Here is a 26,138-nt window from a genome sequence, read left to right as displayed (position 1 = left end):
TTAGTGTTGTGGGGCCGATGGCGACCCCTGAGCCGTCCGCCGGGGCGGGAGAGCTTTCAGCCTGCGAGCCTCTGCCGGAGATCGGCGAGGCGGGACGAGATGCTGCCGTCGATGACGTCGTCGGCGACCTGGATGCGGATGCCGCCGACGACCGTCGGGTCGATCACCGGGTTCAGCGCGACCGCGCCTCCGTACTGCTTCGACAGCGCGGCGGCGAGACGCTCGCTCTGCGCGGCCGAGAGCGGCACGGCGGTGTAGACGGTCGCGACCGTCCGGCCGCGCTGGGCGGCGGCGATCTTCATGGCGCGCGAGAGGATCGCGCGCACGCGACGGTTCCGCGGCTGCTGCACGAGCGACGAGACGATGAGCGTCGTGCCCTCGCTGGCGCGTCCCTGGAGGAGGGAGGCGATGAGCTCCCCCTTCTTGGCGTCGTCGCCGAGCCGGCTGCCGAGCGCGAGCTCGAGCTCCGGGTTCGCCGAGACGATGCGGGCGACCTGGAAGAGCTCGGCCTCGACGTCGCTCTGCTCGGCCTTGGCGGCCGCGCGGATGGCGAGCTCCTCGAGACCGAGGACGAGGTCGTCGCCCGACGACCAGCGCTGCGCGACGGTCTGCTGGAGCAGACCCTGGGCGGCCGGCGACAGCGACCCGAAGGCCCTGGCGACGAGCGCGCCGCGCGCCTCGGGGGTCGCCGCGCGATCTGCGAGCGCGCCGCTCAGCGCGGACGAGCCGGCGACGGCACGCGACGCGGCGAACAGCTCGCGCGCCGTGTCGAGGTCGACCTGCGCCGCGTCGAGCGCTTCCGCGCCGACCGCGAGCGCCTGAGTGGTCGCGCTTCCCATTACTTCGCCGCCTTCTCGGATGCCTCGAGGTCGGCGAGGAAGCGGTCGACCACGGCCTGGGCCTTCTGGTCCTCCGTGAGGGTCTCGCCGATGACGCCCGAAGCGAGGTCGAGGGCGAGCGTGCCCACCTCGCCGCGGAGCGACACGAGCGCCGCCTGGCGCTCGGCTTCGATCTGCGCGTGCGCGGTCGCCTGGATGCGCTCGGCCTCGGCCACCGCGGTGTCCTTGGCCTCGGCGACGATCTTCTTGCCGTCCTCGCGGGCGGCCTCGCGGATGTCGCCGGCTTCCTTGCGGGCCTCGGCGAGCTGCTTGGTGTACTCCTCGAGGGCGGCCTCGGCCTGCTTCTGGGCCTCGTCCGCCTTCGCGATGTTGCCCTCGATGGCGGCAGAGCGCTCGTCGAGCATCTTCGTCAGGCGCGGGATGGCGACGAAGATCACCACCGCGAGGATGATGATGAAGCACACCGCGGACCAGACGATGTCGTACATCGCCGGGAGGAGCGGGTTGTGCTCGGCTTCCTCGGCGGCGACAGTGACAAGAGCGTTCAGCATCCTGCCTCCTTAAATGTCTGGCGAGGGATCAGTTGTAGCCGAAGATGAAGCCGGTGGCGATGCCGATGAAGGCGAGGGCCTCGGTGAAGGCGATACCGATCCACATCAGCGTCTGGAGGCGGCCGGCGAGCTCGGGCTGGCGGGCAGTCGACTCGATCGTCTTGCCGACGACGATGCCCACGCCGATCGCGGGGCCGATGGCGGCGAGGCCGTAGCCGACCGTCGCGATCGAACCGTTGACCTCGGCCAGAATCGTGGTAGCGTCCACGGGTTTTTCCTTTCGGTAAGGCGGATGACCGTGTGGTCGTCCGTCAGTGCTCTTCCGCAACCGCGAGCTGGATGTAGACCGCGGTGAGGATCGTGAAGACGTAGGCCTGGAGCACGGCGACCAGGACCTCGAACAGGGTGAAGGCGAAGCCGAACGCGAGCGTTCCCACGCTCAGCAGCGACCACCATCCGCCCATCGAGATGAGGAAGAACTGCGTCGCCGAGAAGAACAGCACGAGCATGAGGTGCCCGACGATCATGTTCATCAGAAGTCGCAGCGTCAGCGTGACGGGACGGATGATGAACGTCGAGAGGAACTCGAGCGGCGTGACGATGATGTAGAGGAACGGCGGGACCCCGGGCGGGAAGAGCGCGTTCCGGAAGAACCCGGCCGGGCTCTTCTTGATGCCCGCGTAGATGAAGGCCACGTACGCGACCACCGCGAGCAGCAGCGGGACCGCGATGACGCTCGTGCCGGCGATGTTGATGCCGGGGATGATGCCCGTCAGGTTCATGAACAGGATCATGAAGAACATCGTCATGAGCAGCGGCAGGAAGCGGTCGCCGTCCTTGCGCCCGAGGATGTTGTGCGCGAAGGTGTCGCGCACGAACAGCATGCCCATCTCGACGATGCTCTGGAAGCGGCCGGGGACCACGGTCATCCGGCGCGTGCCGAGCACGAGGATGAGGACGAGGACCGCGGTGGCGAGGAACTGCGCGAGGTTGATGCGCGTGATCTCGAACGGCGTGCCGACGAAGAGCAGCCCCTCGGGGAAGAAGTCCGCGATCGACGGCGGGTGGAATTCCTCGCCGTCAGCGATCTTGGCGATGAGGTTCGCTGCCTGAGTCAACCTGTGGCTCCAGCTTCTCGCGCGGAGCAGTGCCCAGCACGGTGAATTGTCATGAGAGAGCGGGTCTGCGGGGCCTCGTCGCGTTCATCGCGCCGCACACCGGCCGCAGGTGAGTCCAGCCTATCAAAGGTCGAACCCAGGTTTTGACGCTCTGTAGAAATCCGGGCGGGCGCCCGTCAGGGCGCGTCGGCGTCGGGGGCGTCCTCCCCCGGCAGCGCGACGTCGGACACATGCGGGATGCGCATGGTCCGCACGACGATGACGTCGACGACGAGCGACGCGACGACGCTCGCGACGATCGCGACGAAGAACACGACCGGCTCGAGCCACGGCTGCCCGCGCAGGAGGAAGAGCGCGCCGATGAAGACGATGAGCTTGAGGAACCATCCGCCCAGGACGATGCCGAAGAAGATCTGCACGTAGAGGGGGTCGCCGAACCAGCGGTTCGCCACGAGCACGCTCACGCTCGTCAGGATGAGGAACACCGCGGCCACGAGGGCGCCTGCGAGCGCCGACCACAGCCCGTTCGCCCCCGCGACGAGGAAGCCGATCGCTCCTCCGACGATCGCGATGACGAGCGTCGCGATGACGCTCCACCGGATGGCCGCGCGCAGGACGGGCGTGCTCGAGACGGGAGAGGGCGACATCAGGCCTCCTGTGGGGTCGGTGCGCCGGCGGGGGTGTCCGCGCCGTCGCCGCGCGGCGCGCGGCGCGAGGGGGTGAGCGTGACGACGAGGCACGCGATGATGCCGACGCCGCCGAACGCGATGCCGATCCACCAGTCGCCGGGCCATCCGTTCTGCGTCGCGATGTACATGAGCAGCACCGCGAGCGAGCAGATCGAGGTCCACGCGTAGAAGATGAGGGTCGAGTCGCGGTCGCTGTGGCCCATGTCGAGCATCCGGTGGTGCAGGTGCTTGCGATCGGGCGAGAACGGCGACTTGCCCGCGCCCATGCGGCGGATGACGGCGAGGCCGAAGTCGGCCAGCGGGAGCGCGACGACGATGATCGGCAGGATGATCGGGATGAACGCTCCGAGCAGCTGCGAGTCGAAGTCCTCGCGCCCGACGATCGACGGAGGCAGCTGACCCGTGATCGCGACCGCGCTCGTGGCCATGAGCAGGCCCAGCACGAGCGCGCCGGAGTCGCCCATGAAGAGCTTCGCGGGGCTCCAGTTCAGCGGCAGGAAGCCGATGCAGGCGCCGATGAGGACCGCAGCGATGAAGGTCGCGAAGTTGAAGTAGCTCGTCGCGCCGATGTCGCGGATGAGCAGATACGAGTACACGAAGAACACGGCGTTGGAGATGAGGCAGACGCCGGCGACGAGCCCGTCGAGGCCGTCGATGAAGTTCACGGCGTTCATGGCGATGACGATCGAGAGGATCGTGACGCCGATGCTGAACCAGCTCCCCCACACCGTGATGCCGCCGAACGGGAGGAAGAAGATCTGCAGCTGGCCGCCCACGGCGATGATGCCCGCCGCGAGGAACTGCGCCGCGAGCTTGATCATCCAGTCGAGGTCCCACAGGTCGTCGGCGACGCCGACGAGCATGATGAGCGTCACGGCGGCGAGGATCGACCACACGCGCTGCGGCTCGTCCCAGAAGATCCCGAAGTACGGGTTCGCCGCCGAGACCGCGAACGCGGTCGCGATGCCGAGGAACATCGCCACGCCGCCCAGCCGGGGCGTTGGCGTCTTGTGCACGTCGCGCTCGCGGATGCCGGGGTACAGCTTGTACCGCATCGCGAGCTTCCACACCGTCCACGAGAGGCCGTAGGTGACCGCGGCCGTCAGGACGATGATGAAGACGTACTGTCTCACGGGCCGCTCGCTGCCTCGGGCTCGGCCTCGGTCTCGGGGTCGGGCTCGAGGAGGTCGCCGAGCACGTCGCGCAGCTCCGCGCGCGTGACGGCGCCGTCGCGCAGCACGCGGACGACCGGGTCGGCGACTCCGCCCACGAGCGACGTCGCGTCGATGATCGTCGACGCGATGCCCGTCGCGGAGGCGCCCGCGTCGAGGTAGACCGCGACGCTCTCGCCGAGCATGCCGATCGCGGAGTCGATCGTCACGGCGGCGGGGCGCCCCGTGAGGTTCGCGCTCGAGACGGCGAGCGGACCGGTCTCGGTCAGCAGCTCCAGGGTGAGCCGGTGGTCGGGCATGCGCACCGCCACGGTGCCGTGCGTCTCGCCGAGGTCCCAGCTGAGGGACGGCTGGGCGGGGAGCACGATCGTGAGGCCGCCGGGCCAGAAGCGCGAGACGAGGCGCTGGACGGCCTCGGGAACCTCCTCGACGAGAGCGCGCATCGCGTCCTCGCCCGCCACGAGCACGGGCGGCGGCTGCTGGCGCCCCCTCCCCTTCGCGTCGAGCAGACGCTGCACGGCCTCGGGGCTGAACGCGTCGGCCGCGACGCCGTACACGGTGTCGGTCGGGAGGACGACGAGCTCGCCGCGGGCGATCGCCTGACGGGCCTGGCGCATGCCGGGGAGGAGCTGCGTCTCGTCGCGCAGATCGAAGAGGGGGGACATAGCGGGTCAAGTCTACGGCGACGCCGCTGGGAACGCCGGTCGCGACGCCGCGGCGGCGCCCGAACCGGTGCGGCAGGCGGTCAGGCGCGGATGGCCGTGGTCGCGCGGTCGCGCATCGTGAGATCCGGATGGGTCGCGGCTCCGCGCCATCCGTCGGCCGTGAGGAGATCGCGGATGGGCGCGCCCTGCCACTCGCCGTGCTCGATGACGAGGACGCCGCCGGGGCGCAGGAGGCGCGCGGCCGTCCGGCTCAGGACCCGCACGACGTCGAGGCCGTCCGGCCCGCCGTAGAGCGCCGCGGCAGGGTCGTGCAGGCGCACCTCCGGGTCGCGCGGGATGGCGTCGTCGGGGACGTACGGCGGATTGGAGGCGACGACCGCGACCGTGCCGTCGAGCTCGGGGAGCGCGTCGGCGAGGTCGCCGAGGACGATGCGGAGGTTCTCGGCGCCGATCCGCTCGGCGTTGCGCAGGGTCCACGCGTGCGCGTCGGGCGACTTCTCCACGGCGTGCACGCGCGCGTGCGGCACCTCGGTCGCGAGCGCGAGCGCGATGGCGCCGCTGCCCGTGCCGAGGTCGACGGCGACGGGCTCGGGCGACGGGTCGGCGCGGAGCGCGTCGATCGCCAGCTGGGCCACCATCTCGGTCTCGGGACGGGGGACGAACACCCCGGGGCCGACCGCGAGGTCGAGGTGCCGGAAGTGCGCGACGCCCGTGATGTGCTGCAGCGGCACGCGCGCGGCGCGGCGCTCGACGAGGGCCTCGAACGCCGCCGCGTGCTCGGGGGCGAGCGCATCGCCGCGGATGACCGCGGCCTGCACTCCCCCGCGGCTCTCGCCGCACACGTGCGCGAGCAGGAGCTCGGCGTCGACGTCGGGGTCGGGCACCCCCGCGTCGGCGAGGATCCGGGCGGCCTCCGACAGAGCGGAGCGGACGGAGGCGGCGGCGGGCCGAGGGGCAGGGGGCGTCATGGCCCGTCCAGTCTACGGACGGCGTAACTCGGTTACGCCGTCGCGCGGCGCCCCGGGCGTTGTGCCCTAATGTGAAGCCGATCGCAGGATCTCCTCCGCAGAAAGGCCGTCATGACCGGTATCCACGCAGACGTCACCACCGCGTTCGGCAACACCCCGCTCGTCCGCCTCAACCGCGTCGTCGAGGGCGCGGGCGCCGAGGTGTACGCCAAGCTCGAGTACTTCAACCCCGGTTCGAGCGTCAAGGACCGCCTCGGCATCGCGATCATCAACGCGGCGGAGGAGTCGGGCGAGCTCAAGCCCGGCGGCACGATCGTCGAGGCGACGAGCGGCAACACGGGCATCGCCCTCTCGCTCGTCGGCGCCGCCCGCGGCTACAAGGTCATCCTGACGATGCCGGCCTCGATGTCGAAGGAGCGCCGCGTGCTCCTCAAGGCGTTCGGCGCCGAGCTCGTGCTCACCGACCCCGCCGGCGGCATGAAGGCCGCCGTCGCGGAGGCCGAGCGCATCGCGTCCGAGACGCCCGGCGCCATCCTCGCGAAGCAGTTCGCGAACGAGGCGAACCCCGCCATCCACCGCAAGACCACGGCCGAGGAGATCTGGCGCGACACCGACGGCCAGGTCGACATCTTCGTCGCCGGCATCGGCACGGGCGGCACGATCACGGGCGTCGGGCAGGTGCTCAAGGAGCGCAACCCCGACGTGAAGGTCGTCGCGGTCGAGCCGAGCGCCTCGCCGCTGCTGTCGCAGGGCACCCCCGGCCCGGCGAAGATCCAGGGCATCGGCCCGAACTTCGTGCCCCCGATCCTCGACACCGAGGTGTTCGACGAGGTCGTCACGGTCGAGTTCGACGACGCGATCGCCACCTCGCGCGCGCTCGCCGCGAACGAGGGCCTGCTCGTCGGCATCTCGTCGGGCGCGGCCGCCTGGGCCGCGATCGAGGTCGCCAAGCGCCCCGAGAACGCCGGCAAGAAGATCGTCGTGATCATCCCCGACACGGGCGAGCGCTACCTCTCGACGGCCCTGTTCGAGGACCTGCGCGAGGACTGACCGCCCGATGTCCTTCTGGAGTCGCGTCCGCGAGGATCTCGACGCCGCCCGGCGTCGGGATCCCGCGGCGCGTTCCGCGCTCGAGATCGCCCTCCTCTACCCCGGCCTCCACGCCATCTGGGCGCATCGGCTGTGGCATGCCCTGTGGATCCGGGGCCTCCGGTTCGTCGCGCGCGCGGGCTCGCAGCTCACGCGCTGGCTGACCGGCATCGAGATCCATCCCAGCGCCGTGATCGGCCGCCGGTTCTTCATCGACCACGGCATGGGCGTCGTGATCGGCGAGACCGCCGAGATCGGCGACGACGTCATGCTCTACCACGGCGTCACGCTCGGCGGCCGCACCCACGACGGCGGAAAGCGCCACCCCACGCTGGGCGACGGCGTCGCCGTCGGCGCGGGAGCCAAGGTCCTCGGCCCCGTCGTGATCGGCGACCGCTCGATGATCGGCGCGAACGCCGTGGTCACCCGCAGCGCTCCGGCCGACACGGTGCTCGTCGGCATCCCCGCGAAGGCGCGGGCCCGCCGGTCCGGCGAGGACGCGCGCCTCATCCTCATGGCGCCCGAGTACAGCATCTGACCGCTGCTCGACGCCGGTCTCCGCAAGGCGCCGCTGGTTCGCCGCGTTTCGCGGAACCAGCGGATGGCCGTCAGGCCGCGACTGGCGGGCGCGGCAGGGGCCCGCGCGCGGCCTCGAGCTGCGCTGCAACGGCGATGATCGTGCCCTCGCCTCCTGGGCGTCCGATGAGCTGCACACTCACGGGGCGCCCTGACGCGTCGGGCAGCAGCGGCACCGTGAGCGCGGGCAGCCCGCTCACATTCACGAAGCTGGTGTGCGGCGCGTAGGAGCACTGCTGCGCGAAGTTCCGCTCGGGATCGTCCTGGTCGTACCACCCCACGGGGCGCGGCGACTGCGCGAGCGCGGGCGTCAGGACGACGTCGAACGGCGCGAACGCCGCGATCGTCTCCCGCTCGAACACGGTCGCGGCGGCATATGCGGCCAGCACGCGCTCAGCCGCGAGCGCCCTCCCCTCGCGCACGAGCCACGCCGTGAGGGGCTCGAGGTCGAGGTCCAGGCGATCGTCGGCCACGGGGATCCGCGCAGCGGAGGCGCGCCAGATCGTCGTGAAGAGCTCGGGGTACCCGCGCGGCTGCCAGTCCGCGTCCGAGACATCGTGCCCCGCGGCTTCGAGGAGCGCGATCCCGCGGTCGAACGCCGCGCGCGCGGCGGGATCGAGGGCCGTGTCGGTCCATCCGTCCCACGGCGTGACGGTCGTGATGCCCACGCGGAGTCGGCCAGGGTCGCACCGGGCGGCCGCGGCGAACGGGCCGCGTCCGGGTGCGCGCGTCGCGTAGGTGTAGGCAGCGAATGCCGCGAGCGCGTCGAGCAGGAACGCCGCGTCCTCGACGGTGCGGGCGATCGGGCCGGCGACGGACAGCCCGCCCGGCGCATCGAGCCCCGAGCCGATCGGCAGGCGGCCGCGCGACGGCTTGATCCCGACGACCCCCACGGTCGCGGCGGGGATGCGGATGGATCCGCCGCCGTCCGAGGCGGGAGCTGCGGGCAGCAGGCCGGCCGAGACCGCGACGGCCGCCCCGCCGCTCGATCCGCCGGCGCCCGTCGCCGGGTCCCACGGGTTCCGCGTGGGCGGGGCGACGCGCGACTCGGTGTAGCCGGTCATGCCGAACTCGGGGGTGCTCGTCTTCCCGAGGCTCACGGCTCCGAGCTCGTCGAGCGCGAGCGCGAGCGGGTCGGATGCCACGGGCACGTACGCGGCGAACGCTCGCGATCCGTAGCGGGTCGGCACTCCGGCGCGCGCGGTGAGGTCCTTGTCGGCGAGAGGCAGGCCCCACAGGGGACGCGTCGGGTCAGGCTGTCCGAGCCGATCGGCGGCCGCGAGGGCCCGCGCGGCCGTCACCTCGGCGAAGGCGCCGAGGCCGTCGTCGAGTCGGGCGATCCGGTCGAGGAAGTGCGTCGCGACCTCGCGCGGCGCGACCTCGCCGCGCTGGAGTGCCGCCGCGAGCTCGACGGCGCTCAGCTCGTGGATGTCCATCCGACCATCCTCCCGCACGATCGCCGCACCGCCTTGGTCCACGGCGGCGATCGCCCAGGTCGCACTTCGCGGCCTCAACCCGACCAATACGGCCGGAAACCGCGACCCCGACAGGGCGACACCCGCCCAGGTCGCACTTCGCGGCCCCCAACCGACCAATACGGACGGAAACCGCGACCCGAACGGGGCGACACCCCGCCCAGGTCGCGCTTGGCGGCCTCAACCCGACCAATACGGCCGGAAACCGCGACCCCGACACGGCGACACCCGCCCAGGTCGCACTTCGCGGCCCCCAACCGACCAATACGGACGGAAACCGCGACCCGAACGGGGACGACGGATGACCCAACGGGACGACGGATGGCGTCAGCCGGCCGAGATCACTCCCCGAGCGACGCGAGGCGCTCGGCCTCGTCGGCCTCGATGCAGGACTGCACGACGGGCTCGAGCGCGCCGTCCATCACCTGGTCGAGGTTGTACGCCTTGTATCCCGTGCGGTGGTCCGCGATGCGGTTCTCGGGGAAGTTGTACGTGCGGATGCGCTCCGAGCGGTCCATGCCGCGGATCTGCGACTTGCGCGCGTCGGCCGCGACGGCCGCGAGCTCCTCCTGCTGCTTCGCGAGCAGACGCGCGCGGAGGACGCGCATGCCCGCCTCGCGGTTCTGCAGCTGCGACTTCTCGTTCTGCATCGACACGACGATGCCGGTCGGCACGTGCGTGATGCGCACCGCCGAGTCGGTCGTGTTGACCGACTGGCCGCCGGGTCCGGACGACCGGAAGACATCGATCTTCAGGTCGTTCGGGTCGATGTGGATCTCCTCGGGCTCGTCGACCTCGGGGAAGACGAGCACGCCGGTCGTCGAGGTGTGGATGCGCCCCTGCGACTCGGTCGCGGGCACGCGCTGCACGCGGTGCACGCCGCCCTCGTACTTGAGGTGCGCCCACACGCCCTGCGCGGGGTCGTTCGAGGATCCCTTGATGGCGACCTGCACGTTCTTGTAGCCGCCGAGGTCGGACTCGTCGCGCTCGAGGAGCTCGGTCTTCCACCCCTTCGACGCCGCGTACTGCATGTACATGCGCAGGAGATCGGCCGCGAAGAGGGCGCTCTCGGCGCCGCCCTCGCCGGCCTTGATCTCCATGATCACGTCGCGCGCGTCATCCGGATCGCGCGGGATGAGGAGACGCCGCAGCCGCTCCTGCGCCTGCGCGAGGTGCTCCTCGAGTGCCGGCACCTCCTCGGCGAAGGCGTCGTCCTCCTTCGCGAGCTCGCGAGCGGCCTCGAGGTCCTCCCCCGCGGCGATCCACTCCTCGTGCGCGCGCACGATGCGGCTGAGCTCGGCGTAGCGCCGGTTGACCCGCTTGGCGCGCGCCGCGTCGGCGTGCACGGCGGGGTCGGAGAGCTCCTCCTGCACCCGCCGGTGCTCGTCGATCAGCGCCTGGACGGACTCGAACACGCGTGCTCCCCCGCCCGCGTCAGCGGATGTCGTTCTCGTGGCCCGAGCCGCGGCCGCCCGTCGCCGGGATCGACTTCTGCATCTGCACGAGGAACTCGACGTTCGACTGCGTCTCCTTGAGCTTGTCGAGGATGACGCCGAGCGCGTGCTGCTGGTCGAGGCCCGCGAGGGCGCGACGCAGCTTCCACGTGATCTTCACCTCGTCGGGCGACAGGAGCATCTCCTCACGGCGCGTGGACGACGCGTTGACGTCGACCGCCGGGAAGATCCGCTTGTCGGCGAGCTGACGCGAGAGGCGCAGCTCCATGTTGCCGGTGCCCTTGAACTCCTCGAAGATCACCTCGTCCATCTTCGATCCGGTCTCGACGAGCGCCGTGGCGAGGATGGTCAGCGAGCCGCCGTTCTCGATGTTGCGCGCGGCGCCGAAGAAGCGCTTGGGCGGGTAGAGCGCCGACGCGTCGACGCCGCCGGTGAGCACGCGGCCCGAGGTCGGGGCCGAGATGTTGTACGCGCGTCCGAGGCGCGTGATCGAGTCGAGCAGCACGACGACGTCGCGGCCCAGCTCGACGAGGCGCTTCGCCCGCTCGATCGCGAGCTCGGCGACCGTCGTGTGGTCCTCCGCGGGACGGTCGAACGTCGAGGCGATGACCTCGCCCTTGACCGACCGCTGCATGTCGGTGACCTCCTCGGGCCGCTCGTCGACGAGCACGACCATGAGGTGGGCCTCGGGGTTGTTCTGCGAGATCGCGTTCGCGATCTGCTGCAGGACGATCGTCTTGCCGGCCTTGGGCGGCGCGACGATGAGGCCGCGCTGGCCCTTCCCGATCGGCGCGACGAGGTCGATGATGCGCTGCGTGAGCTTCTCGGGCGCGGTCTCGAGGCGGAGGCGCTCCTGCGGGTAGAGCGGCGTGAGGTCTCCGAACTCGACGCGGTTCGCGGCGTCCTCGACGGACAGGCCGTTGATCGAGTCGACCTTGACGAGCGCGTTGTACTTCTGCCGGCCGGTCGACTCGCCCTCGCGCGGCTGCTTGATCGCGCCGACGATCGCGTCGCCCTTGCGGAGGTGGTACTTCTTCACCTGGCCGAGCGAGACGTAGACGTCCTGGTGCCCCGGGAGGTAGCCCGTGGTGCGGACGAACGCGTAGTTGTCGAGCACATCCAGAACGCCCGCGATCGGGATGAGGACGTCGTCCTCGCCGATCTCGGTGTCGAACTCGTCGTCGGCGCCGCCGCGGCGCTTGTTGCGCGCGCGACCACGGCCCTCGCTCTGCGCCTGGGCCTGTGCCTGGCCGCGCCCCTGGCGCTGACCGCCGCGGTCCCCGCGGTCGCCCTCGTCGTTGGCGTCGTCCTGCGTCGCGCGGGCGTCGTCGCCCTGTGCCTCGCCGTTGCCCTTGTTGCGGCCTCGGCGGTTGCGGTTGCGGCCTCGGCGGCCGGTGCCCTCCTCCGAGCGCTCGCCTTCGCGGCCGCCCTCGGCGCGTGCGGCGTCGGACGCCTCGTCGGCGTCGCCCTGCGCCTCGGCGGGTGCCTCCTCGGCGGCCGGCTCGGCCTTGCGGACCGGACGGCGGTTGCGGCCACGGCCGCGGCCGCCCTCGGCCTGCTCGGCCTCGGCCTGCTCCGCCGGGGCGGCGTCGGCCTGCTCGGCGGGCTTCTCGGCGTCCTCCGCGGGCGCCTCGACGGCGTCCTCCGCGGCGGCCGTCTCGTCAGCGGCCGGCGTCCCCTCAGCGGAGGTCGCCTCGTCGGCGGGGGTCTCCTCCGCGGTCGGCGCCTCGTCCATGGCCTCGGGCGAGGGAGCGGTCTCGACCGCCTGCTCGGCGACCTCGACGACCTCCGCGGCGTCGGCGGATGCCGCCGCGTCGGCCTGCGGGGCCTCCTCTGCCGGCGTCTCGACGACGGGGTCGGCCTTCTTCGTGCGGCGCGGCGCGCGCTTGCGCACCGGCTTCGCGGGCGCCTCCTCAGCCGCGGGCGCCTCGTCGGCGGCGGGTGCTTCCTCGGCCGCGGGGGCCTCCTCGGCGGGCGCCTCGACGGCCGCGTCGGCCGTGCCGGCCGACTTCACGCGGCGCGGCGCGCGCTTGCGCACGGGCTTGGCGGGCGCCTCCTCGGCGGGTGCCGCATCTGCGGCGGGCTGGGCGTCGGCCTGCGCGCTCTCGGCGGGCGACGTCTCGGTCGCCTGCGCCTCGGGCTGCGCGTCGAAGAGGGTCTCTTCTCCGCCGACGGCGTCGTTCTGGATCTCGGAGATCGGCTCCACGAGTACTCCTGTCGGTATTGCGTGGCATGACCCGAACCGCACTGGCGGGATTCGCGTGACGCGCGCCACGACGCGCGTGGATCTCGGCCGGTCTCGGAGACGGCGGGGATCGTGCGGGGGCTTCGCAGAATTGCGACGGTGGCTTCGAACGTGCTATTCAGCACCCACCGGGATGTCCCTCACTGTACCACCTTTGAAATCGACGGCGAGCATGAGGGCGTCCCACGGGGTGTCCGCGACCCGGGCGACGAGCTCGGCTGCCTCGACGCGGCGGCCGGGGCCGTCGGCGAGGACGAGGACGCTCGGGCCTGCGCCCGAGACGACGGCCGCGAAGCCCGCCGCGCGCAGCGCCTGCACGAGCCGGTGCGTCTCGGGCATCGCCTCGGCGCGGTAGTTCTGGTGGAGCTTGTCCTCGGTCGCGGCGAGCAGCAGCTCGGGGCTCTGCGTGAGCGCCGCGATGAGGAGCGCCGAGCGCGAGACGTTGAACACGGCGTCCTCGCGCGGCACCTGCAGGGGCTGCAGGCTGCGCGCGAGGGAGGTCGACATGGTCGTCTCCGGGACGAAGACGACGGGCGCGACGCCGCGATGCACGAGGAGCTTCTTGTGCTGCGGGCCCCGCTCGTCGACCCACGCGATCGTGAGCCCGCCGAAGAGGGCAGGGGCGACGTTGTCGGGGTGTCCTTCGAGCTCGGTCGCGAGGCGGAGGAGGTCGTTCTCGGAGAGCTCGACGTCGCCCTCGAGGAGCCCCTTCGCGGCGAGCACGCCGGCCGAGACGGCGGCGCCCGAGGAGCCGAGGCCGCGCCCGTGCGGGACGCCGTTGTGCGCGACGAGCCGCAGGCCCGGCGCGGGGCGCCCCGCATCGGCGAAGACGTGGCGGATGGCGCGCACGATGAGGTGCGACTCGTCGCGGGGGATCTCCTCCGCGCCCGACCCGGTCACCTCGATCTCGAGCTCACCCTCCGGCAGGGCCGTCACGGTGAGCTCATCGTACGCCGACAGCGCGAGGCCGAGGGTGTCGAACCCGGGGCCCAGGTTGGCGCTCGTGGCCGGCACGCGGACGTGCACCGAGCGCCGGGCTGGCGTCACGCGGGCGCTCCGACGGGAGCGAGCCCGAGCACGTCGGCGACGTCGGACGTCGAGGCGTCGACGACCGTCGGGGTCACCTCGGAGCCGTCCTCCTGCTTGAGCGCCCACTGCGGGTCCTTGAGCCCGTGCCCCGTGACGGTGATCGCGACGCGCGAGCCCGCGGGGATCGCGCCCGCCTCGGCGCGCTCGAGGAGACCGGCGACGCCGATCGCGGACGCCGGCTCGACGAACACGCCGGCCGTGCTCGCGAGGAGCCGCTGCGCGGCGAGGATGGCCGAGTCGGAGATCGCGCCGAAGTACCCGTCGGTCTTCTCGCGCGCCGCGAGGGCGAGCTCCCACGAGGCGGGGTTGCCGATGCGGATGGCCGTGGCGATCGTCTCCGGGTTCTTCACGACCTCGCCGCGGACGATGGGCGCCGAGCCCTCGGCCTGGAAGCCGAACATGCGCGGCACGCGCGTCGACGTGCCGGCCTCGGCGTCCTCGACGTACCCGCGCGAGTAGGCGGTGTAGTTGCCCGCGTTGCCGATCGGGATGAAGTGGAAGTCGGGGGCGTCGCCGAGCTGCGAGACGATCTCGTACGCCGCGGTCTTCTGGCCCTCGATGCGGTCGGGGTTGACCGAGTTCACGAGGTGCACGGGGTAGCTCTCGCTGAGCTCGCGCGCGATCTCGAGGCAGTCGTCGAAGTTGCCGCGGATCTGGATGAGCTGGCCGCCGTGGATGACGGCCTGGCTGAGCTTGCCCATGGCGATCTTGCCCTCGGGCACGAGGACCGCCGCGGTGATCCCCGCGTGCGCGGCGTACGCCGCGGCCGAGGCCGACGTGTTGCCGGTCGACGCGCAGATGACGGCCTTCGCGCCGTGCTCGACGGCGCGCGAGAGCGCGACGGTCATGCCGCGGTCCTTGAACGAGCCGGTCGGGTTCATGCCCTCGAACTTGATCCAGACATCCGCGCCCGTGCGCTGCGACAGGGCGGGTGCCGGGATGAGCGGCGTGCCGCCCTCGCCGAGGGTCACGACGGTCGAGGCGTCGGTGACGCCCAGACGGTCGGCGTACTCGCGCATCACTCCGCGCCAGACGTGGGCCATGGTCATTCTCCTTCCACGCGCAGCACCGAGGCCACGCGCTCGACGACATCGCTCTGAGCGAGGCGGGCGACGGTGTCGCTGAGCGCCTGCTCCCGAGCCCTGTGGGTTCCGATCACGATGCGGGCGGTGCCCTCGTCATCGACGGTCTGCTCGACGGTCGCCGCGGAGACGCCGCCGTCGTTGAGGATGCCCGCGATCGTCGCGAGCACGCCCTGCTCGTCCGACACCTCGAGGGTGATCTGGTAGCGCGTCGTGATGCGCCCGATCTCGGCGGTCGGCAGGCTCTGGCGCGCCGACTCCCCCACGCCCACGCCGCCGGCGATGTGACGGCGGGCGGCCGAGACGACGTCGCCGAGCACGGCCGACGCGGTCTGCACGCCGCCCGCTCCCGCGCCGTAGAACATGAGGGGGCCCGCCGCCTCCGCCTCGACGAACACGGCGTTGTTGCCGCCGTGCACCGTCGCGAGAGGATGGTCGCGGCTGATGAGCGCGGGATACACGCGCACCGAGATCGACTCGTCCTCCCCGTCGGCGCCGGGCAGGCGCTCGCACACGGCGAGGAGCTTGATGACGAAGCCCGCGCGGCGCGCGCCCTCGATCATGTCGGCCGTGATCGACTCGATGCCCTCGCGGTGCACGTGCTCCATCGCGACCTCGGTGTGGAAAGCGAGGCTCGCGAGGATGGCCGCCTTCTGGGCCGCGTCGTATCCCTCGAGGTCGAGGGTCGGGTCGGCCTCGAGGTAGCCGAGATCCGTCGCGATGCGCTGCGCCTCCTCGGCGGAGAGCCCCTCGCGGTCCATCTTGTCGAGGATGAAGTTCGTCGAGCCGTTGACGATGCCGAAGATGCGGACGATCCGGTCGCCTGCGAGCGAGTCCTTCAGGGGGCGGATGATCGGGATCGCGCCCGCGACGGCGGCCTCGTACGAGACGGACGCGCCGACCTGGTCGGCCGCGTCGAAGATCTCGGCGCCGTGAGCGGCGAGGAGGGCCTTGTTGCCCGTCACGACGTCGGCGCCCGAGTTCAGGGCGGTGAGGATGTGGGTGCGGGCGGGCTCGATGCCGCCCATGAGCTCGATGACGATGTCGGCGCCGACGATGAGGTTCTCGGCGTCGGTCGTGAGCAGCTCGCGCGGGAGCTCGACGTCGCGAGGGGCGTCGAGGTCGCGGACGAGGATGCCCGAGAGCTCGAGGCTCGCGCCGCTGCGCTCGGCGAGGTCGTCGCCGTGCTCGAGAAGCAGGCGCGCGACCTGCGAGCCGACGGAACCGGCGCCCAGCAGGGCGACCCTCAGCGTGCGGTGGTCGATCATCCTTCTCCCTCTCCGGCCGCGAGGCCGGTCTCGGTGTCGAGCCCGGCGTCGCGCGCGAGCAGATCGTCGATCGTCTCGCCGCGCACGATCACGCGGGCGCTCCCCCCGCGGACCGCCACGACGGGCGGACGCGGAACGTGGTTGTAATTGCTCGCGAGCGGCACGGTGTACGCGCCCGTCGCGGGGACGGCGAGCAGGTCGCCGGGCGTGACGTCGCCCGGAAGGTACTCGTGGTCGACGACGATGTCGCCCGACTCGCAGTGCATGCCGACGACGCGCACGAGCGCGGGAGCGTCCATCCCCTCGCGCGACGCGAGCCGCGCCGAGTACTGCGCGCCGTACAGCGCGCCGCGCGCGTTGTCGCTCATGCCGCCATCGACGCTCACATAGACGCGGTCGCGCTCTCCGTCGGGCGTCTGCACGCGGACCGGCTTCACGGTGCCGACCTCGTAGAGCGTGACGCCCGCAGTGCCGATGATGCTGCGGCCCGGCTCGAAGGCGAGGGTCGGCAGCGGGATGCCGCGCGCGTCGCACTCGTCTGCGACGGCCCCGACGATGCCCTCCGCGAGCTCCTCGATGGGCGAGGGATCGTCGGCTCGCGTGTAGGCGATCCCGAAGCCCCCGCCGAGGTTGAGCAGCGGGATGTCGCCGCCCGCGAGGAGGCGCTCGTGCAGCTCGACGAGCCGCGAGGCCGACTCGCGGAAGCCGGCGACGCCGAAGATCTGCGAGCCGATGTGGCAGTGGAGGCCGGCGAAGCGCACGTGCGGCAGCTCGCGGATGCGGGCCACCGCCTCCTCGGCCGCGCTGAGCGGGAACCCGAACTTCTGGTCCTCGTGCGCCGTCGCGAGGAAGCTGTGGGTCTCGGCGTGGACGCCGCTGTTCACCCGCACGAGCACGCTCTGCATGACGTCGAGGCGCTCCGTGATCGCCGCGAGGCGCTCGATCTCGATGAGCGAGTCGACGATGATCGTGCCGACGCCGGCGGTGACGGCGCGCTCGAGCTCCCACGCCTGCTTGTTGTTGCCGTGGAAGCCGATGTGCGAGGGCGCCACGCCGGCGGCCAGGGCGACCGCGAGCTCGCCGCCCGAGCAGACGTCGATCCGCAGGCCCGCGTCGACCATCCACCGCGCGATCTCGGCGCTCAGGAACGCCTTGCCCGCGTAGTAGACGCGCGCGTCGCCGCCGCGGCGAGCCGCAGCGGACGCGAACGCGTCGCGCGTGCGCATGGCGCGCGAGCGCGCCTCGTCCTCGTCGATCACGACGACCGGGGTCCCGTACTCTCGCGCGAGCGCCGTGGCGGGCACCCCGCCGATGACGAGCACCCCGTTCGCATCGCGCGACGCCGATGCCGGCCAGACACCGGGCGCGAGGTCGTTCGGGTCAGCGGGAGACGTGAGCCATTCGGGCGCGAGGGCGGACGAGGACACGGGGCACCAATCAGTGGATGGGGGTTCGCCGCGGCGCGGGATGGTCACGTCGCCGCGGTGACTGAGAGTCTATGGCACGCCGCGCGCGACCCGTGCCGCGGGACGACGCACGACGACGCATCAGCCGCAGCTCGCCGCAGCGAGGGCGTCGGCGTCGGAGAGGACGCCGTCAGCGAACGCGAGGCGGACGACGAGATGCTCGTCGACGATGTCGGCCGCGGTCACCTCGAGGCCGTCGGGGAGCGCAGCGGCGCGGCACAGCGTGAACGGCCGCGCGAGGGCGCTGAGGTCGACCGGCGCCTGCGCGAGCGTGTCCGCGGTCAGCTCGAGGTCGCCGATCGAGATCGCCTCGGGGGTGAGCACGACGTCGCCGTCCGACACGCTCGGCACGGCGCTGAACGACAGCGGGATGTCCGCGCCCAGCAGGCTCACGTGCGTCGACAGGCGCGCGGCGGGCCCGGGGAGCTGCACGGCGGCATCCCCCCACGTCGCCCAGCTGCCGCCGACCGCGGCGAGCAGCGCGTCGACATCCGCCGCGTCCATCCGGATGGCGGCGGTGCCGCCGAGCGCGCTCAGGTCGTCTCCCCGCACAGGCACCCCGTGAGCGCGCACCGCGACGTCGCCGGACAGCCCGCCGACCGCGACGTCGTCGCTCGCGACGGCGAGGTCGTCGAGCCGGCCCGCGATGAGCTGCGGGATGACGAGCCCGCCGACCCCGACCTCGATGGGCTGGTCGGCCGGCAGCGCGAGCTCCGACACGATCACGTCGCGCACCTGCTGCTTCACGAGCTCGCGCGCGACCGCCTCGCCGACGAGGAACGCCGCGACCGCGACGGCGACGATCGCGCCGACGGCGACGAGCGCCCTCAGCGGACGACGGCGGCGCGCCACGTCACATCCGCTCGGGCGCGCTCACACCGAGGAGGTCGAGCCCGTTGCGGAGCACCTGGCCGGTCGCGTCGTTGAGCCACAGGCGCGTGCCGTGCACGGGCTCGACGGGCTCGTCGCCCTTGGGCGTGACGCGGCAGCTGTCGTACCAGCGGTGGTACAGGCCGGCGAGCTCCTCGAGGTAGCGCGCGATGCGGTGCGGCTCGCGCAGCTCGGCGGCGAACGCCACGACGCGGGGGAACTCCTGGAGGGCGCCGAGCAGCGCGCTCTCGGTCTCGTGGTCGAGCAGCTCGGGCGCGAACGTCGAGCGGTCGACTCCCGCGTCGACGGCGTTGCGCGCGACGTTCACCGTGCGCGCGTGCGCGTACTGCACGTAGAAGACCGGGTTGTCGTTCGTGCGCCTGCGCAGCTGCTCGGGGTCGAGCGCGAGCGGCGAGTCGGCGGGATACCGTGCGAGCGAGTACCGCAGCGCGTCCGTCCCGATCCACGAGATGAGGTCGTCCATCTCGATGATGTTGCCCGCGCGCTTGGACAGGCGCGCCCCGTTCACCGAGACGAGCTGCCCGATGAGCACCTCGATGTCCTTCTGGGGGTCGTCGCCCGCCGCGCCCGCGAGGGCCTTGAGACGGTGGACGTAGCCGTGGTGGTCGGCGCCCAGCAGGTAGATCTTGTGCTGATAGCCGCGGTCGGACTTCGAGAGGTAGTACGCCGCGTCGGCAGCGAAGTACGTGTAGATCTCGCTGTCGGAGCGGCGGACGACGCGGTCCTTGTCGTCGCCGAACGCGGTCGTGCGCACCCAGACGGCACCGCCGTCCTCGAACACGTGTCCCTGCTCGGCCAGGCGGTCGATGGCCTGGTCGATCGCGCTGGCGCCCTCGGCGCCCTTCTCGTGCAGCGTGCGCTCGCTGAAGAAGACGTCGAAGTGCACGTTGAACGTCTCGAGGGACTGCTTGATCTCCTCGAGCTGGCGCGCATAGCCGAGCTCGCGGGCGACGGCGAGCTGCGCGTCGTCGTCGAGCTCGAGCAGATCGGGGCGCTGCTCGAGGACGTGCGCAGCGAGATCGGCGATGTACTGGCCCGGGTAGCCACCCTCCGGCGTCGGCTCCCCCTTGGCCGCCGCGAGCACGCTCGCGCCGAACTTGTCCATCTGCGCGCCCGCGTCGTTGATGTAGTACTCGCTGACGAGGTCGGCGCCGCTCGCCTTGAGCACGCGCGCGATCGAGTCGCCGAGCGCGGCCCAGCGCGTGTGGCCGATGTGGAGCGGGCCCGTGGGGTTCGCGCTCACGAACTCGAGGTTGATCGTGTTGCCGACCTGCGTCTCGTTGCGCCCGTATGCGGCGCCCGCGTCGACGATCGTCTTCGCGAGGGCCCCAGCCGCGGCGGCGTCGAGGCGGATGTTGATGAAGCCGGGGCCCGCGACCTCGACCGATGCGATGCCGTCGACCGAGCCGAGGGCGTCGGCGATCTCCTGCGCGAGCTCGCGCGGGTTCGCGCCGAGGCGCTTGGCGAGCTTCATGGCGATGTTCGTGGCCCAGTCGCCGTGATCGCGGTTCTTCGGGCGCTCGAAGACGACGTCGGCGGCGGCCAGGTCGAGGGACTCCTCGGGGCGGCGACGCTCGGCGATCGGAGAGAGGACGGCGAGCAGGGCGGCGGCGAGGGAATCCGGGTTCATAGCGTCACAAGTTTATGACGACGCACGGTGTGGCCACGCCGAGTGCTTATCCTCGTTCGCATGACCGCGGCGCACCCGACCCGCCGGCCCGTCGTGCTCGCCGCGGCGATCGGCTTCCTCCTGCTCGCCGCCGCCCTCGTGCTCGGGGTCTGGCGGCCCTGGGCGCCGCTCCCCGTGCCCGACGCGGCGGTCGCCTCCGACCGAGAGGCGGCTTCCGCCGAGAGCGCCGCGACGATCGCGCTGCCCGACGACCCGACGGTGCTCGTCTTCGGCGATTCGTGGACCTACGGCTCGGCGGCGACGACCCCGACGGGCGGGTACGCGTACCGCTTCGGGGAGCTCGAGGGCTGGGAGACCGTCGTCGACGGCGTGCGGGGCAGCGGGTACCTCAAGCCGGGGATCGACGGCCCGGCCTTCGGCGAGCGCATCGCCGCGCTCGATCCCGCGCTCGATCCGGATCTCGTCATCGTCCAGGGCTCGATCAACGACCGCCGACAGGACCTGTCGCGCTACGCGGGCGCGGTGAATGCGGCATGGGACGCGCTCGCGGACCTCTACCCCGACGCCGCGATCGTCATCCTCGGCCCCGCGCCGCACATCCTTCCGGTCGAGGACACGACGGCGGAGCTCGACCGCAGGCTCTCGGCGCTCGCCGCGGACCGCGGATGGCCGTACATCTCGCCCGTGCAGGACGAGTGGATCACGGCCGCCGACTACCTGCGGCTCATCGACACGTCGGAGCGCGGCGCGCGGCACCCCTCCGACGCCGGACACGCCCATCTCGCGGAGCGCCTCGTCGCGGCGATCGCGGAGATCACAGCCCCCGTGCAGGTCGAGGCCGCGGAGAACCAGCCCGAGCCGGCGCTCCCGGCGGCGCCCGACGTGTACGAGACACCCTCGCCGCGCTGATAAGCTCGATCAGCACGCCTCCGTAGCTCAGGGGATAGAGCGCCGGTTTCCGGTACCGAAGGTCGGGGGTTCGAATCCCTCCGGGGGCACCCGGTGCGAAGGCCCCGCTCGTCTGCGAGCGGGGCCTTCGCCGTTCCCGCCCCCTGAGAGAATCGGACGATGGCCGACCCGCACCGCTTCGACCTCGCCGCGCTCGGCGCGGGGCTCACGGTGTCGACGGCGCGCGACGCGCTGGCCGCGGCCGTGGACACGGCTGCGTTCGTCGTGACGGCGCCGCCCGGAACGGGCAAGACCACGTTCGTGCCACCGCTGCTCGCGAACGCGGTCGAGGGCCGCGTGCTCGTGACGCAGCCGCGCAGGGTCGCCGTGCGCGCGGCCGCCCGCCGCATCGCGCAGCTGGACGGGTCGGAGCTCGGCGGCCCGGTCGGCTTCAGCGTCCGCGGCGAGCGCGAGGTCGGCCCGCGCACGCGCATCGAGCTCCTCACCCCCGGCGTGCTGCTGCGCCGACTGCTGGCCGATCCCGGTCTCGACGGCGTCGACGCGGTCATCCTCGACGAGGTGCACGAGCGCTCGCTCGACGGCGACCTCCTCCTCGGGATGCTCGCCGAGGCACGCGCGCTCCGCGACGACCTCGTCGTGACGGCCATGTCGGCGACCCTCGATGCGGACGCCGTCGCCCGCCTGCTCGGCGGCGCCGATCATCCCGCGCCCGTCGTCGACGTGCCGTCGCCCCTCCATCCGCTCGCGATCGAGTACGCGCCGGGAGATGCACCGCGCCTCGACGAGCGCGGCGTCACGCGCGCGCACCTCGCGCACCTCGCCCGCGTCGCGACGGCCGCACAGCGCGAGGACGGCTGCGATGCCCTCGTCTTCGTGCCTTCGGCGCGCGATGTCGACGAGCTCGTGCGGCTCATCCGCGACCGCGCGGCGGACATCGAGGTCCTCCCCCTGCACGGCCGGCTGCCCGCCCGCGAGCAGGATCGCGCCACGCAGGGGCGCCGCGCCGGGGAGCCGCCCCGCATCGTCGTGAGCACGGCGCTCGCCGAGAGCTCGCTCACGGTGCCCGGTGTGCGGCTCGTCGTCGACGCGGGCCTCTCGCGCGAGGTGCGCCGAGACCGCGGCCGCGACATGACCGGCCTCGTGACGGTCAGCGCGTCGCGAGCGAGCGCGGACCAGCGAGCCGGGCGCGCGGCACGGCAGGGCCCCGGCCGAGCGGTGCGCGCCTACGCGGAGGTGGACTTCGCACGGATGCCGGCTGCCGCCGCACCCGAGATCGCCTCGGCCGACCTCGTCGACGCCATGCTTCTCGCGGGCGCGTGGGGCACGCCGGGCGGCGAGGGCCTCGCCCTCCTCACCCCTCCCCCGCGCGCCGCGGTCGCTCAGGCGCTCTCCGTGCTGCACGCGCTCGAGCTGACCGACGCGAGCGGACGGCCGACGGCTCTCGGGCGCCGCATCGCACCGCTTCCCGTCGGCGCTCGCGAGGCGCGGGCCCTCCTCGAGGGCGCGGCGATGCTCGGCGATGCGCGTGCGGCCGCCGAGGTCGTCGCGGCGATCTCCGACGACCACCGCGATGCCGATGCCGACCTCGGGCGGATGCTCCGCGAGCTGAGGGATGGCCGCGGCCCGGGCGCCGCGCGCTGGCGGCGCGAGACGACCCGGCTCGCCCGGATCGCGGCATCCGACGCGGCGCCCCGCGGGTCCGATTCCGGGCCATCCGTGCCGGGCGGGTCCGATTCCGGGCCATCCGCGCCGGGAGCCGTCGTCGCCCTCGCGCGGCCCGACTGGATCGCTCGGCGCACGGGCCCGCACGACCGGACGTACCTCCTCGCGAGCGGCACGCGCGCCGCGCTTCCCCCGGGCAGTGCGCTGAGCGCGTCGGAGTGGCTCGCGGTCTGGGAGGTCCAGCGCGCGGAGGGCCGCGCGGCCGAGGGCACCGGCGCCGTCATCCGGATGGCCGCCGCGCTCGCCGAGGAGGACGCGCTCGCGATCGGGGCGGGGCTCACGAGCGACGAGCGCGCCGCACGCATCGAGGGCGGTCGCGTGCGCGTCCGCCGCACCCGCCGCCTCGGTGCCATCCTGCTCGCCGAGACGCCCGTCGCGGCGGCCCCCGAGGACGTCGGCCCCGCCTTCGCCGCGCACGTCCGCGAGAGGGGCCTCGACGCGCTCGCGTGGCGTCCCGAGGCGCTCGCCCTGCGCGCGCGCCTCGCGCTCGTGCACCGGGAGATCGGCCGCCCGTGGCCCGAGGTCGACGACGCCTCCCTGCTCGCGCGCATCGACGACTGGCTGGGGCCCGATCTCTCCCGCCTGCGCGCCGACGTGTCCCTGCACGGGATCGACGTCGAGGCAGCGCTGCGGCGCCTGCTCCCCTGGCCGGAGGCCGCGCGCCTCGACGAGCTCGTGCCCGAGCGGCTCGCCGTGCCGTCCGGGTCCCGCGTGCGCATCGACTACGCGGGCGATGTGGATGCACGGCCCGTCGTCGCCGTGAAGCTGCAGGAGGTCTTCGGCCTCGCGCAGACGCCGCGCCTGGTCGACGGGCGCGTGCCCGTGCTCTTCCATCTGCTCTCCCCCGCGCGGCGTCCTCTCGCCGTGACCGACGACCTCGCGTCCTTCTGGAACGGCCCGTACCAGCAGGTGCGCAGGGAGATGCGCGGCCGCTACCCGCGCCATCCGTGGCCGGAGGATCCGTGGACGGCGCCCGCGACCGCGAAGACGAACCGCGCGGCCGGGCGCTGAGCCCGCTGTCGACGCCGGGCGCACTCGACGCGGGGCGCTGAGCCTGCTCGGCCGCTCAGCTCCGGAGAGCGAGGGCGAACGGCAGGACGGCCGTGGCGCCGGCCCTGCGGAGCTCGCGCGCGGCGAGCGTGAGCGTCCACCGGCTGTCGGCGAGGTCGTCGACGAGCAGGATCGGCCCCGTCGGCACCGCGAGCGGGGACGCGTCGAGGCGACCGTGCAGGTCGGCGACGCGGAACGCGCTGTTGCCGCCGGGGCGGCCGACCGGCGCGGCGGGATCGAGGGCCAGCTCGCCGAGGTACGGCAGGCGCCCGACCCGCGCGAGCCCCTGCGCGGTCGAGGCGACGAGCTGCGGGTGGGAGCGCGAGGGCACGGAGGCGACGGCGACGGGGCGCTCGTCCCAGCCCCAGTCGGCGAGCACGCGCACGCAGGCATCGAGCAGGCGCGGGGGCACGGGCTGGTCGGGCGCGCCCGCGGCGAAGAGCTCGCGCAGGGCACCGCCCCAGCCGAGATCGGTCAGGCGGGCGAGCGCGCGGCCCTCGGCCGCCTGCTCCTCGGCCGGGATGCGGCCCTTGAGCGGCACGCCGAGCCGATCGAGACCGGATGGCCACTGGCGCCGCGGCTCGATCGGCACGCCGACGCGGTCGAGGGCGGAGGCGGCGGACGCCGAGACGTCCTGACCGATCTCGGCGGAGAGCCACGGTCCCGCGCAGTTGTCGCAGCGCCCGCACGGCGCCGCGGTGTCGTCGTCGAGACGGCGCTGCAGGAACTCCATGCGGCACACGGTGGTCGTCTCGTACTCGAGCATGTGCTCCTGCTCGATGCGGCGCTCGGCGGCGATGCGGCTGTACCGCTCGGCGTCGTACGTCCACGGGATGCCGGTCGCGGCCCATCCGCCCTTCTCGCGCCGCACCGCGCCGTCGACGTCGAGCACCTTGAGGAGCAGCTCGAGGGGCGTGCGCCGGATGTCGACGACCGCCTCGAGCGCAGCCGTCGACAGCGGACGATCGGCCGCTCCGAGGGCCGACAGCACGCGCTCGGCGCGCTCCTGGTCGGGCATCGACGCGGTCGCGAAGTAGTGCCAGATGTCGCGGTCCTCGGGGCCCGGAAGCAGAACGACATCCGCGGACGCCGTCGCGCGGCCCGCACGGCCGACCTGCTGGTAGTACGCCACGGGCGACGACGGGGCACCCAGATGGAGCACGAAGCCGAGGTCGGGCTTGTCGAAGCCCATGCCGAGCGCACTCGTCGCGACGAGCGCCTTGACCTCGTTGCGCTTGAGCATCGCCTCCGACTCCGCGCGCTCGTCGGCGTCGCTCTGCCCGGTGTACGCGCGCACGGCGTGGCCGTGATCGCGCAGGAGCCGGGCGGTGTCGTTCGCGGCGGCGACCGTGAGCGTGTAGATGATGCCCGACCCCGGCAGCTCATCGAGGTGGCTGAGCAGCCACGCGAGACGCGCCGTCGCGTCGGGGAGCCGCAGCACGCCGAGGCGCAGAGACGCGCGTGCGAGCGGGCCACGGATGGTCGTCACGCCCTCCGCACCCAGCTGCTCGACGACGTCGGCGACCACGCGGCTGTTCGCGGTGGCCGTCGTCGCGAGCACAGGGACGGACGGCGGCATCTGCGCGATGAGGTCGCGCAGGCGCCGGTAGTCGGGGCGGAAGTCGTGACCCCAGTCGCTGATGCAGTGGGCCTCGTCGACGACGAGCATGCCGATCCGCCGCACGAGGGCGGGCAGCTGCTCGTCGCGGAACGTCGGGTTGTTGAGCCGCTCAGGAGACACGAGCAGCACGTCGACCTCGTCGGCGTCGAGCTGCGCGAGGACGTCGGTCCACTCGTGCGCGTTCGTCGAGTTGATCGCCACGGCGCGGACGCCGGCCCGCTGCGCGGCCGCGATCTGGTCGCGCATGAGGGCGATGAGGGGCGAGACGAGCACCGTCGGCCCGGCTCCCGCGTCTCGGAGCAGCCTCGTCGCCACGAAGTACACCGCCGACTTGCCCCACCCGGTCCGCTGCACGACGAGCGCGCGGCGGCGTCCGCCCACGAGCGCCTCGATCGCCTCGAACTGCCCCTCGTGGAAGTCGGCGTCGTCCCGCCCCACGAGCTTCCGGAGGGCCGCGAGCGCGGAGGTCCGCAGGGTGTCGTCGCTCATGCTCCCAGCCTCGCACGGGCATCCGACAGCCGGCCGGGCCCTCCCGCGCCGACCCGGCAGGTCGGACGCCCCTCTTGTCT

General features: G+C 72.9%; 22 protein-coding genes and 1 tRNA gene. 5 read left to right on the top strand and 18 right to left on the bottom strand.

The genetic code is table 11. The features are described 5' to 3' along the window. Positions 1-56 precede the first annotated feature (56 nt). The 8 genes from M1D56_RS04785 to prmC all read right to left on the bottom strand — a co-directional run bounded on the left by M1D56_RS04785 (position 57) and on the right by prmC (position 6,002). Complete coding sequence (locus M1D56_RS04785; RefSeq protein ID WP_324012035.1) at positions 57-839, bottom strand: F0F1 ATP synthase subunit delta; 783 nt, start codon at positions 837-839, stop codon at positions 57-59. Further along, positions 839-1,390 (bottom strand): F0F1 ATP synthase subunit B, encoded by a 552-nt coding sequence (locus tag M1D56_RS04780; RefSeq protein ID WP_271172230.1) that lies wholly within the window; start codon positions 1,388-1,390, stop codon positions 839-841. The genes M1D56_RS04785 and M1D56_RS04780 overlap by 1 nt, the downstream gene beginning before the upstream one ends. A gap of 28 nt (positions 1,391-1,418) precedes the next feature. Then, positions 1,419-1,658: a F0F1 ATP synthase subunit C gene (gene atpE, locus M1D56_RS04775; RefSeq protein ID WP_156241867.1), complete on the bottom strand. Its 240-nt coding sequence runs from the start codon at positions 1,656-1,658 to the stop codon at positions 1,419-1,421. A 43-nt stretch (positions 1,659-1,701) separates the two neighbouring features. Then, positions 1,702-2,508, bottom strand: a complete 807-nt coding sequence (atpB, locus tag M1D56_RS04770) for a F0F1 ATP synthase subunit A (protein WP_271172231.1) — start codon at positions 2,506-2,508, stop codon at positions 1,702-1,704. A gap of 176 nt (positions 2,509-2,684) precedes the next feature. Continuing rightward, complete coding sequence (locus M1D56_RS04765) at positions 2,685-3,155, bottom strand: hypothetical protein (protein WP_324012038.1); 471 nt, start codon at positions 3,153-3,155, stop codon at positions 2,685-2,687. Beyond that, the gene (locus tag M1D56_RS04760) at positions 3,155-4,330 is read right to left on the bottom strand and encodes an MraY family glycosyltransferase (RefSeq protein ID WP_271172233.1); all 1,176 of its coding nucleotides are present in this window, start codon (positions 4,328-4,330) and stop codon (positions 3,155-3,157) included. The genes M1D56_RS04765 and M1D56_RS04760 overlap by 1 nt, the downstream gene beginning before the upstream one ends. Then, positions 4,327-5,034, bottom strand: a complete 708-nt coding sequence (locus M1D56_RS04755) for an L-threonylcarbamoyladenylate synthase (protein ID WP_271172234.1) — start codon at positions 5,032-5,034, stop codon at positions 4,327-4,329. Before M1D56_RS04755 ends, M1D56_RS04760 begins: the two co-directional genes overlap by 4 nt. 80 nt (positions 5,035-5,114) lie before the next feature. Further along, on the bottom strand, positions 5,115-6,002 hold the full coding sequence (gene prmC / locus M1D56_RS04750; RefSeq protein ID WP_456284851.1) for a peptide chain release factor N(5)-glutamine methyltransferase: 888 nt from the start codon (positions 6,000-6,002) through the stop codon (positions 5,115-5,117). Between the two features lie 111 nt (positions 6,003-6,113). Between prmC and cysK the strand changes: the two genes are divergently transcribed. Beyond that, positions 6,114-7,052 (top strand): cysteine synthase A, encoded by a 939-nt coding sequence (gene cysK / locus M1D56_RS04745; protein WP_282978117.1) that lies wholly within the window; start codon positions 6,114-6,116, stop codon positions 7,050-7,052. 7 nt (positions 7,053-7,059) lie between these two features. Next, on the top strand, positions 7,060-7,629 hold the full coding sequence (gene epsC, locus M1D56_RS04740; protein WP_456284850.1) for a serine O-acetyltransferase EpsC: 570 nt from the start codon (positions 7,060-7,062) through the stop codon (positions 7,627-7,629). 70 nt (positions 7,630-7,699) lie between these two features. Here epsC and M1D56_RS04735 read toward each other — a convergent pair whose 3' ends face one another. The 9 genes from M1D56_RS04735 to argS form a co-directional block, all read right to left on the bottom strand. Continuing rightward, a complete protein-coding gene (locus tag M1D56_RS04735) occupies positions 7,700-9,103 on the bottom strand; it encodes an amidase (RefSeq protein ID WP_456284849.1) in 1,404 nt (467 codons plus the stop codon). A gap of 380 nt (positions 9,104-9,483) precedes the next feature. Next, positions 9,484-10,557, bottom strand: a complete 1,074-nt coding sequence (prfA, locus tag M1D56_RS04730; RefSeq protein ID WP_324012044.1) for a peptide chain release factor 1 — start codon at positions 10,555-10,557, stop codon at positions 9,484-9,486. A gap of 19 nt (positions 10,558-10,576) precedes the next feature. Then, positions 10,577-12,802 (bottom strand): transcription termination factor Rho, encoded by a 2,226-nt coding sequence (gene rho / locus M1D56_RS04725; protein WP_456284848.1) that lies wholly within the window; start codon positions 12,800-12,802, stop codon positions 10,577-10,579. 153 nt (positions 12,803-12,955) lie between these two features. Continuing rightward, positions 12,956-13,888, bottom strand: coding sequence for a homoserine kinase (gene thrB / locus M1D56_RS04720; RefSeq protein ID WP_271172240.1), 933 nt, complete (start codon positions 13,886-13,888; stop codon positions 12,956-12,958). Next, positions 13,885-14,973 (bottom strand): threonine synthase, encoded by a 1,089-nt coding sequence (gene thrC, locus M1D56_RS04715; RefSeq protein WP_271172241.1) that lies wholly within the window; start codon positions 14,971-14,973, stop codon positions 13,885-13,887. The genes thrB and thrC overlap by 4 nt, the downstream gene beginning before the upstream one ends. Positions 14,974-14,975: 2 nt before the next feature. After that, positions 14,976-16,280 carry a homoserine dehydrogenase gene (locus M1D56_RS04710; RefSeq protein WP_271172242.1) on the bottom strand — a complete coding sequence of 435 codons (1,305 nt, stop codon included), beginning with the start codon at positions 16,278-16,280 and terminating at the stop codon, positions 14,976-14,978. Next, positions 16,277-17,707: a diaminopimelate decarboxylase gene (gene lysA, locus M1D56_RS04705; RefSeq protein ID WP_456284847.1), complete on the bottom strand. Its 1,431-nt coding sequence runs from the start codon at positions 17,705-17,707 to the stop codon at positions 16,277-16,279. The genes M1D56_RS04710 and lysA overlap by 4 nt, the downstream gene beginning before the upstream one ends. Positions 17,708-17,827: 120 nt before the next feature. Beyond that, positions 17,828-18,598 (bottom strand): LmeA family phospholipid-binding protein, encoded by a 771-nt coding sequence (locus tag M1D56_RS04700; protein ID WP_456284846.1) that lies wholly within the window; start codon positions 18,596-18,598, stop codon positions 17,828-17,830. Between the two features lies 1 nt (position 18,599). Continuing rightward, positions 18,600-20,267 carry an arginine--tRNA ligase gene (gene argS, locus M1D56_RS04695; RefSeq protein ID WP_271172245.1) on the bottom strand — a complete coding sequence of 556 codons (1,668 nt, stop codon included), beginning with the start codon at positions 20,265-20,267 and terminating at the stop codon, positions 18,600-18,602. 60 nt (positions 20,268-20,327) lie between these two features. Between argS and M1D56_RS04690 the strand changes: the two genes are divergently transcribed. The 3 genes from M1D56_RS04690 to hrpB all read left to right on the top strand — a co-directional run bounded on the left by M1D56_RS04690 (position 20,328) and on the right by hrpB (position 23,909). After that, the gene (locus tag M1D56_RS04690; protein WP_456284845.1) at positions 20,328-21,176 is read left to right on the top strand and encodes an SGNH/GDSL hydrolase family protein; all 849 of its coding nucleotides are present in this window, start codon (positions 20,328-20,330) and stop codon (positions 21,174-21,176) included. Positions 21,177-21,192: 16 nt separating this feature from the next. Beyond that, positions 21,193-21,265, top strand: a tRNA-Arg gene (locus M1D56_RS04685). A gap of 70 nt (positions 21,266-21,335) precedes the next feature. Beyond that, positions 21,336-23,909 (top strand): ATP-dependent helicase HrpB, encoded by a 2,574-nt coding sequence (gene hrpB / locus M1D56_RS04680; RefSeq protein ID WP_456284844.1) that lies wholly within the window; start codon positions 21,336-21,338, stop codon positions 23,907-23,909. A gap of 55 nt (positions 23,910-23,964) precedes the next feature. On the opposite strand, the gene M1D56_RS04675 is transcribed toward hrpB, so the two are convergent. Further along, a complete protein-coding gene (locus tag M1D56_RS04675; protein WP_456284843.1) occupies positions 23,965-26,058 on the bottom strand; it encodes a RecQ family ATP-dependent DNA helicase in 2,094 nt (697 codons plus the stop codon). Between the last annotated feature and the right edge of the window lie 80 nt (positions 26,059-26,138).

The organism is Microbacterium sp. JZ101, assembly GCF_053903175.1.
This window is presented reverse-complemented; position numbering and strand designations above follow the sequence as displayed.

Coding starts and splice junctions, on each gene's coding strand:
- M1D56_RS04785 (WP_324012035.1), bottom strand. CDS start 839: ATGGGAAGCGCGACCACTCAGGCGCTCGCGGTCGGCGCGGAAGCGCTC.
- M1D56_RS04780 (WP_271172230.1), bottom strand. CDS start 1,390: ATGCTGAACGCTCTTGTCACTGTCGCCGCCGAGGAAGCCGAGCACAAC.
- M1D56_RS04765 (WP_324012038.1), bottom strand. CDS start 3,155: ATGTCGCCCTCTCCCGTCTCGAGCACGCCCGTCCTGCGCGCGGCCATC.
- M1D56_RS04755 (WP_271172234.1), bottom strand. CDS start 5,034: ATGTCCCCCCTCTTCGATCTGCGCGACGAGACGCAGCTCCTCCCCGGC.
- prmC (WP_456284851.1), bottom strand. CDS start 6,002: ATGACGCCCCCTGCCCCTCGGCCCGCCGCCGCCTCCGTCCGCTCCGCT.
- cysK (WP_282978117.1), top strand. CDS start 6,114: ATGACCGGTATCCACGCAGACGTCACCACCGCGTTCGGCAACACCCCG.
- epsC (WP_456284850.1), top strand. CDS start 7,060: ATGTCCTTCTGGAGTCGCGTCCGCGAGGATCTCGACGCCGCCCGGCGT.
- M1D56_RS04735 (WP_456284849.1), bottom strand. CDS start 9,103: ATGGACATCCACGAGCTGAGCGCCGTCGAGCTCGCGGCGGCACTCCAG.
- thrC (WP_271172241.1), bottom strand. CDS start 14,973: ATGGCCCACGTCTGGCGCGGAGTGATGCGCGAGTACGCCGACCGTCTG.
- M1D56_RS04710 (WP_271172242.1), bottom strand. CDS start 16,280: ATGATCGACCACCGCACGCTGAGGGTCGCCCTGCTGGGCGCCGGTTCC.
- argS (WP_271172245.1), bottom strand. CDS start 20,267: ATGAACCCGGATTCCCTCGCCGCCGCCCTGCTCGCCGTCCTCTCTCCG.
- M1D56_RS04690 (WP_456284845.1), top strand. CDS start 20,328: ATGACCGCGGCGCACCCGACCCGCCGGCCCGTCGTGCTCGCCGCGGCG.
- hrpB (WP_456284844.1), top strand. CDS start 21,336: ATGGCCGACCCGCACCGCTTCGACCTCGCCGCGCTCGGCGCGGGGCTC.
- M1D56_RS04675 (WP_456284843.1), bottom strand. CDS start 26,058: ATGAGCGACGACACCCTGCGGACCTCCGCGCTCGCGGCCCTCCGGAAG.